General features: G+C 69.9%; 5 protein-coding genes and 1 pseudogene. 4 read left to right on the top strand and 2 right to left on the bottom strand.

All coding sequences use genetic code 11. The features are described from left to right. The 4 genes and pseudogenes from RWX45_RS04095 to RWX45_RS04080 form a co-directional block, all read left to right on the top strand. Positions 1 to 402, top strand: a pseudogene (locus tag RWX45_RS04095) (biotin--protein ligase); the annotation flags it as partial. Between the two features lie 33 nt (positions 403 to 435). After that, positions 436 to 1,551 (top strand): adenylate/guanylate cyclase domain-containing protein, encoded by a 1,116-nt coding sequence (locus RWX45_RS04090; RefSeq protein ID WP_316022501.1) that lies wholly within the window; start codon positions 436 to 438, stop codon positions 1,549 to 1,551. 118 nt (positions 1,552 to 1,669) lie between these two features. Beyond that, on the top strand, positions 1,670 to 2,446 hold the full coding sequence (locus RWX45_RS04085; protein ID WP_316022500.1) for an SDR family oxidoreductase: 777 nt from the start codon (positions 1,670 to 1,672) through the stop codon (positions 2,444 to 2,446). A 114-nt stretch (positions 2,447 to 2,560) separates the two neighbouring features. After that, a complete protein-coding gene (locus RWX45_RS04080; protein ID WP_316022499.1) occupies positions 2,561 to 4,009 on the top strand; it encodes a DHA2 family efflux MFS transporter permease subunit in 1,449 nt (482 codons plus the stop codon). Positions 4,010 to 4,427: 418 nt separating this feature from the next. Here RWX45_RS04080 and RWX45_RS04075 read toward each other — a convergent pair whose 3' ends face one another. Continuing rightward, complete coding sequence (locus RWX45_RS04075) at positions 4,428 to 5,093, bottom strand: SDR family NAD(P)-dependent oxidoreductase (protein ID WP_316022498.1); 666 nt, start codon at positions 5,091 to 5,093, stop codon at positions 4,428 to 4,430. 182 nt (positions 5,094 to 5,275) lie between these two features. Further along, the gene (locus tag RWX45_RS04070) at positions 5,276 to 7,084 is read right to left on the bottom strand and encodes an alpha/beta hydrolase (RefSeq protein ID WP_316022497.1); all 1,809 of its coding nucleotides are present in this window, start codon (positions 7,082 to 7,084) and stop codon (positions 5,276 to 5,278) included. Positions 7,085 to 7,112: the final 28 nt, after the last annotated feature.

Genomic DNA, 7,112 nt, shown 5'->3' with positions numbered 1-7,112 from the left:
GGCGTCAACCTCGCCCAGACAGCGGCGGAACTGCCGGTCCCCTGGGCGGCGTCGCTCGCCTCGCTCGGCGTTGCGGTGAACGAGGCGACGGGCACGAGGCTCCTGGACGCCATCGGAAGCCGACTGGCCGAGCTACTAGCGCAGTGGGAGGCCGCGGGCGGTGACCCCGACGCCGCAGACGGCGTCCTCGGGGCACAACTGCGGCGGGCCTGCGCCACCCTCGGGCAGGAGGTGCGCGTCAACGGGCCGGGCGGCGAGGTCACCGGCACCGCCGTCGACGTCGAGCCGGGCCTCGTCCTGCGGGTTGCCGACGGCGGGGGAGTACGCCGCGTCGTCGTCACCGCCGGAGACGTGACCGGAGTGCGCGCGGCACATGCGGCTGCTCGGGCAGCCGAGGATTAATCACTGGCGTGTGATGTGCGCTACTCTTACGCGGTGACTGACCAGCAGACCCCCGGCGCGCGCCCAGCTCCCGGGGACCCCGGCTCCGGGGAGGCAACGTCCCAGGCGGATACGTCCTGGAGCACGGTCAGTGGTCACGAGCAGCTCCTGCTCAAGGGCACCCCCACCCTCAGCATGCGCGACCTGGCTTCCCGCGCCGACACCGGACTCGACCTGGCCCGCCGCTTCTGGCGCGCCATGGGCTTCGCCGACGTCGACCCCGACGAGATTCACTTCACCGAGCAGGACGTCGTTGCGCTGCGCACCGTCGCCGATCTCATCGACGACACCGACGACGGCCTGCCCTCCTCTCACGCCCCGGGCGGCGGCCTGGCCGCCAGCAGCGTCCTGGAGCTGCTGCGCGCCCAGTCCTTCACCATGGATCGGCTGGTGCTGTGGCAGCTGGAGACTCTCGTCTCCGACATCTCCCAGCGCTTCCACTTAGACGACACCGCCGCCCGCCTGGTCGCCCTCGACCATGTCAACGAGATGATCGACTCCCTGTCCGGGCAACTCGTCTACGTGTGGCGCCGCCACCTCGCCTCGCTGCTGGGCCGCACCGATGCCGAGGTCTCCCGCCGCGGACGCGAGGACGCCGGCCCCGACTACTACCCGCTTATCCGCTCCCTGGGGTTCGTCGACATCGTGTCCTTCACCCAGCGGGCCCAAACCATGAGCCGCCAGGAGCTGTCGGCCATGCTCGACGACTTCGAGTCCACCGCGCGTGACGTGGTTACCTCCCGCGGCGCGCGCGTGGTCAAGACCATTGGTGACGCCGTCATGTACATCGCGGACGACCTCACCACCGCGGCGGACGTCGTCACCGCGCTCGTCGCCGAACTCCAGTCCAGCCCGGAGATGATGCGGGTGCGCGCCAGCCTCGTGCAGGGGCGGGTCGTATCCCGCTCCGGCGATGTCTTCGGCCCCCCGGTCAACCTTGCCTCCCGCCTGGTCGACACCGCCGAGCCCGGTGGCATCCGCATGGATGAGGCCACTGCCAGGGACATCCTCAACGGGCCGGATGCGCACCGCTACCGGGTTCACCCCTGCCACGACGTCGTTGCCAAGGGCCTGGGCAACGTCACCCCCTGGGCGCTGGCCCTGGCGTGAGTCACTCGGCAGTTTCTGACAGTTCTGCAGCTGAACGGTTCCTACCGATAGAGTTCCGGTCAGGTTCGCCTTCGCGTCGTGCCTGTACCCACTGCCATCCCACTGCAAAGGAGCTTCCGTGAACCGCAACTACTTCGATTTGACCGGACAGGTGGCGCTGGTGACCGGCTGCTCGTCCGGCCTCGGCGTCCAGATGGCCAAAGCTCTCGCTTCGGCCGGCGCCAACATTGTGGCCGTCGCCCGCCGCGTGGAGCGTATCGAGGCGGTTGCCGCTGAGATCGCCGACGAGTTCGGCGTCGACACCCTGGCGATTCGGTGCGACATCACGGACACCGACAATGTGGAGGCGGTGGTGGACGCCGTCATGGACAAGTTCGGACGTCTGGACATCGTCATCAACAATGCGGGCACCGGTGCCGTGGGCCCCGCGGAGGACATGACCGACGAGCAGTTCTCCCAGGAGGTCGACATCGACATGCTGGGCCTTTTCCGGGTGGCGCGCGCCGCCGCGAAGAAGGCCATGATCCCCGCCGGCTACGGGCGGATCATCAACATCGCCTCCATGTACGGCCTGGTCGGCAACATGGTGGCCGGCTCCGCCCCCTACCACGCGGCCAAGGGCGGCGCCGTCAACCTAACTCGCGCGCTGGCGGCCGAATGGGGCAAGTACGGCATCACCGTCAACGCCATCTGCCCCGGCTACTTCTACACCGAGCTGACCACCGAGACCCTGGACTCGGACTTCTTCCAGGAGCACGCCAAGCGCACCATTCCGGTGGGCCGCTACGGCGCGGAGGGCGAGCTCGACGCCGCCGCTCTCTTCCTGGCCTCGCCGGCCGCCGCCTATGTGACCGGAACCGCCATCCCCGTCGACGGCGGCTACACCGCCATCTGAGACCGGCGCAGTCGTCGCCGACACCGGGACCGTCAGCGCGATGCGTGTGCTGGCGGTCCCGACGGTGAACATGCGAATCCGCTGTATCCGGGCGGGCGTATAGTCCCCGGAGTCATGTCTGCTTCCCCCGCATTCGAGCGGCGTCTCGACGTCCGCTTCCTCATCGCCGTGGTGGCCATCGGCGTCATGTCCTTCGCCGGCGTCGTCGTCGAGACCGCCATGAATATCGCTTTCCCCGCGCTCATGCGCGAATTCGACGTGGCCACCTCGACCGTTCAGTGGATCACCACCGGCTACTTGCTCGTGCTTGCCGCGATCATGCCGATCTCCTCCCTGCTCAACCGGCGCTTCCGCACACGCACCTTGTTCGTGTTCGCCGGGGTGGCGTTCCTGCTCGGCACCCTGCTGTGCGCGCTCGCCCCCGGATTCGTTCTGCTCGTGGGCGGTCGCCTGATTCAGGGGGTGGGGGCCGGCATTGCGCTGCCGCTCATGTTCAACCTGGTCCTCGAGCAGGCGCCGCTCGACCGTCTGGGCATGATGATGGGGATCGCCACGCTCATCACCGCGATCGCGCCCGCCGTCGGCCCCTCGCTGGGAGGCTTTCTCATCGGCGCCTACGGGTGGCGGTCGGTGTTCTGGTGCCTGGTCCCCTTCCTCCTGATATCCCTAGCCCTGGGAATCGCCACCATCCGCCAATCCCATCCGACGGCGCCCGCGCCCTTCTCCCCGCTGCAGTTCGTGCTGCTGGCCTCCGGTTTCACCGCACTGGTCATCGCGACGAGCTCGGCCTCGACGGCGGGCGTGACCAGTCCCCGCGTCCTCGGCCTGTTGGCGCTCGCCGTTGCGCTTGTGGCCGCCTTCTGCCTGGTGTCGGCCCGGTCGCGGACCCCGCTGCTGCGCATCGGCATCTTCCGCCGGCCTGTTTTCACGCTCTCGGTGCTGTATGTGGTGCTCATCCAGGCGACCGTGCTTGCACTGGGCTACCTCATCCCCTACTACGCGCAGGTGGCCGGCTCCATGGATTCCTTCAGCGCCGGCTGCCTGCTGCTGCCGGGCTGCATCGTGGGCGCCTGCCTGACCCCCTTCGGCGGTCGCGTCCTGGATGCCCTCGGCCCGGCCCGTCCCATCCGCATCGGTGCGGTGTTCGGCGTGGCCACCATGGTGCTGTTCGCGCTCATCGGCACCGCCGGATCGGCGACACGCATGGCCTGGATCTACATCCTCCTGCCCATTTGCCAAGGCCTGTCCGTCTCCAATTCCATGACTCACGGCCTACGCTCCCTGCCCGACTCGCTGCAGGCCGACGGTAACGCCGCCTTCAACACCATCCAGCAGCTCGGCGGCGCCATCGGCACCGCCGTGGCCGCCACGATCGTGGCGATGGCCCAGGCCGCCCGTCCCGACGCCGTTGCCGCGGCCACGGTGGACGGCACCCGCACCGCCATGTGGGTTTTCCTCGGCGTTGTCGCGGTGGCCGCGCTCCTCGCCGGCATCGCCACCGCGCGCGCACCTCACGCGCACAAGCCCGGCACCCACCCCCTTCACCGAAACCGGCACTTGTAACGTGCCGAAACCGGCACTAATAACGTGCTGAGACCGGTTGATGCGGCGGCGGGGACGCTTGCGGGGCGCGGTCGTGGCGGGCGGGCCCGGCGTGCAACGGTGGTGGTTCCCGCTGTGGGGTGACGGTTCGGCACCTGAGCCGACGCTTCGGCAGTTCGCAGCGACGATTCGTACACAAGGCCGACGGTTCGGCACCCTAGCTGCCGAAGCGTCGCCGGACATGCCGAACCGTTGCACTGAAGTGCCGAACCGTCGTCGAAAAGGACGAATCGTCAGGCGTCGGTGGGGTCCTGCCGGTGAGTGTGTCGGCTATCACTGCCAAGGCTGACCGCCAGTGGCGGTGAAAACCGGCGGCTCCGGCAGCCACGGACGGACGGCGACGGCGCCGCTCGCCCTTGGCCGAGCGTGTGCGGGGCGGCTACAGGTCCATCGGGGCGGCGAAGGTACGGAACTCGCCGCGGTCGGTGTGCAACTGCCAGATGCGGTCGGCCAGGGCCGCCGGCTCGTGGGAGGGCTCGCCGCGGCCGATGCCCCGCGGAATGATGAGCTGGGCGACGTGAATCCCCTCCGGAGCGAGCGCGTCGTGCAGGAGCTGCCCGTAGGCGCTCTCCCCGGCGAAGGCCACCGAGGTGCCGGTGACCTTCGGGCCCGGACGGACGGCGGAACCGCCGTTGACGAAGATGATGGTGCCGCGACCGAGTTCACGCATGCCCGGCAGCACCTGACGCACCGCGTTGACGGGGCCGTACACGGACATCTCGATGGGGCCGACCAGGTCCTCGGCGCTGGTCTCCAGCACCGGCTTCATGAACTCGCGTGCGGGCACGGGACTCCACTGGAGCACCTCGATGGGGCCCAGCTCGCTCGCAGCGTCGGCCAGCGCCCGCGTCAGCGCCGCGGCGTCGCGCCCGTCGGCGACGTAACCGCGGGCGTTGACGCCGTCGGCACTCAAGGCGGCGACCCGCTCGTCGAGGTGCTCACGGCTGCGGGAGATGAGGGCGACGTCGAAGCCCTCACGGGCGAAGCGGCGGGCTACGGCGCGGCCGAGCCCCGGGCCGCCTCCAATGATGGCGATGGTGGTCATGCTGCTGTCCTTTCGGAGGGTTCCGTAGGAGTCCCGACGGAAACCGATGCGTGGCTGCGCGGTATCAGCCTACGGAACGCTCCGTCGGCCCGCCTGGCCCTCGCAGTACCTGCCTGACGGAGACGGAACGTGCCAGCGGCGTCGCGGGAGTTGAGGCGCGCTCTCTGTCTGGGGCGGTGGGCTCAGGCGGCGGCGAAGGCCCGCTGCATGAAGGCGTCGTACTCCTCGATCCAGCCGCCCTCGGCGCCGAAGCCGTGCGGCCAGCCGTCGAGTACCCGGGCGCGGTGCGTGGCGCCACGGGCGGCCATGACTTCTACCTGCGCCTCGAACTGGTTGTAGAACGGGTCGCGGGTGCCGTAGCAGTAGTAGGTGGGTACCGCCCCGGCCAGCCGGTCCGGGTTGAGCTCGGCCACCGACAGGCGCCCGTAGAAGGAGTAGATCATCGCGGTTGCGGTGACGTCGGCGCTTACGGAGTCGAGTCCGTCCGGCGTGTAGCCGGCGTCGAGCTCGGCCGGACAGGTGCTTCCCGACCAGTTGAGGATCGTCTCGCCGCACAGAATGCCCCCGGCGGAGTAGCCGCCCAGGGCGATGTGCTGCGGGCTCGGCAGGCCGTAGTCGTCTGCGTGGGCGCGCACGAAGCGAATGGCGCGGGCGAGGTCCGTTCCGGCCTCCGCCTGGGTGTACGGCCGGAGCCGGTAGTCGACGACGAAGCAGTGGTAGCCGCTGGCCGACAGCTGCTCGGCGGTCGGGTAGCAGTCGGAGTTGTTCCCGCGCACGGCGAAGGCGCCGCCGGCGCATAGCAGCACCGCGCCCCTGACGGTGCCGCCGACGGCGGGAATACTCGTGACGGTGGGGCGGAAACCGGCCGGGTCATAGCCCGAGCTGCGCGGCGTCGTCGTGGTCGGCGCTCCACCCTCGTCCCACAGGAACAGGCACTGGCTGCGCGTCGGATCGACCGCCGCCGTCGCCACCGTCCCCTCGACCGCGTCGGGGTCGGGGCTGACGTGGTTGAGGTCGATGCCGCTGAAGGTGGGGGAGTAGTCGAGGCGCACGTACTCGCGCACCGTGGCCGGGCCGGCGGATGGGGCGGATGCGGCGGATGCGGCGTCGATCTGTGCCTGCCAGAAGGCGGCGGCGTCCTCGATCCACCCCTCGGCGGCCGTGGCGATGCCGAGCCCGAAGCCGTGCGGGAGTCCTTCAAAGACGCGGCACTCCGACGGCGTGCCCGCGGCCGCGATGGCGTCCGTGCGGGCACGCATGGTCCGCCAGGAGGCGATTGGGTCCGCCGTGCCGACGCACGCGAAAGTGGGCGGCTCCGCGCCGGACAGGTCGGAATGCCCGGTGTACTGCATGACGACGGCGCCGGGACGCGGCACATCGTCGCCGCCGAAGCGTGCCGGGCCGTAGGAACCCAGATAGGCGGCCAGGCGGGCACCTGCCGATCCGCCCCACAGCGAGTAGCCCTCGGGGTCGACCCCGAGCTCGTCGGCATGGGTGTGGATGAAGGAGATGGCGCGGGCCAGGTCCTCACAGCCGGTCCGGGCGCCGGGCCGGTACTGCAGCGTGAAGGCCGTGTACCCGTGGCGGGACAGCCACAAGGCGTGCGGCATCGAATCGTGGATGGAGGCCACGTAGGCGAAGCCGCCTCCGGCGTTGCAGATGGCCACGTGCGGCTTGGCGCCCGTCGGCACCCCCTGCGCGGGGAAGACGAACAGCCCGGTGTCCTCCAGGCCGGGGGCGGCGGCTCTCTCCTGCTCGGTATAGATGTTGAAGAAGACCGTTTGCCCGTTCTCCCGCCGCATCAGCAGATCGCCGACGACGTCGATGGTGGTGGCGGTGTCGACGTGGTGGTACCAGGTGAGCAGGTCCGGCACGTCGGCGAGCGTGTCACCGGGCCGGGGCGTGTTGAAGGTGATGGGGAACAGGAAGCGCCCGTAGCCTTCCAGCAGCGGGTTGCCGATGACGTCCGCGATGAGAGTGCTGCCGTTCATGACCGTTGGTGTGGCAGAGCCCGCGGCG

This window comes from Actinomyces sp. MRS3W (genome assembly GCF_032465695.1).
In the GTDB taxonomy this organism is placed as follows: Bacteria; Actinomycetota; Actinomycetes; order Actinomycetales; family Actinomycetaceae; genus Actinomyces.
The sequence above is the reverse complement of the archived record's forward strand: the minus strand, read 5'-3'. Positions and strand labels throughout refer to the sequence as shown.

Bases quoted from the DNA above. Each gene is read 5' to 3' on its own strand.
- RWX45_RS04080 (WP_316022499.1), top strand. From the start codon at position 2,561: ATGTCTGCTTCCCCCGCATTCGAGCGGCGTCTCGACGTCCGCTTCCTC.
- RWX45_RS04075 (WP_316022498.1), bottom strand. From the start codon at position 5,093: ATGACCACCATCGCCATCATTGGAGGCGGCCCGGGGCTCGGCCGCGCC.
- RWX45_RS04070 (WP_316022497.1), bottom strand. From the start codon at position 7,084: ATGAACGGCAGCACTCTCATCGCGGACGTCATCGGCAACCCGCTGCTG.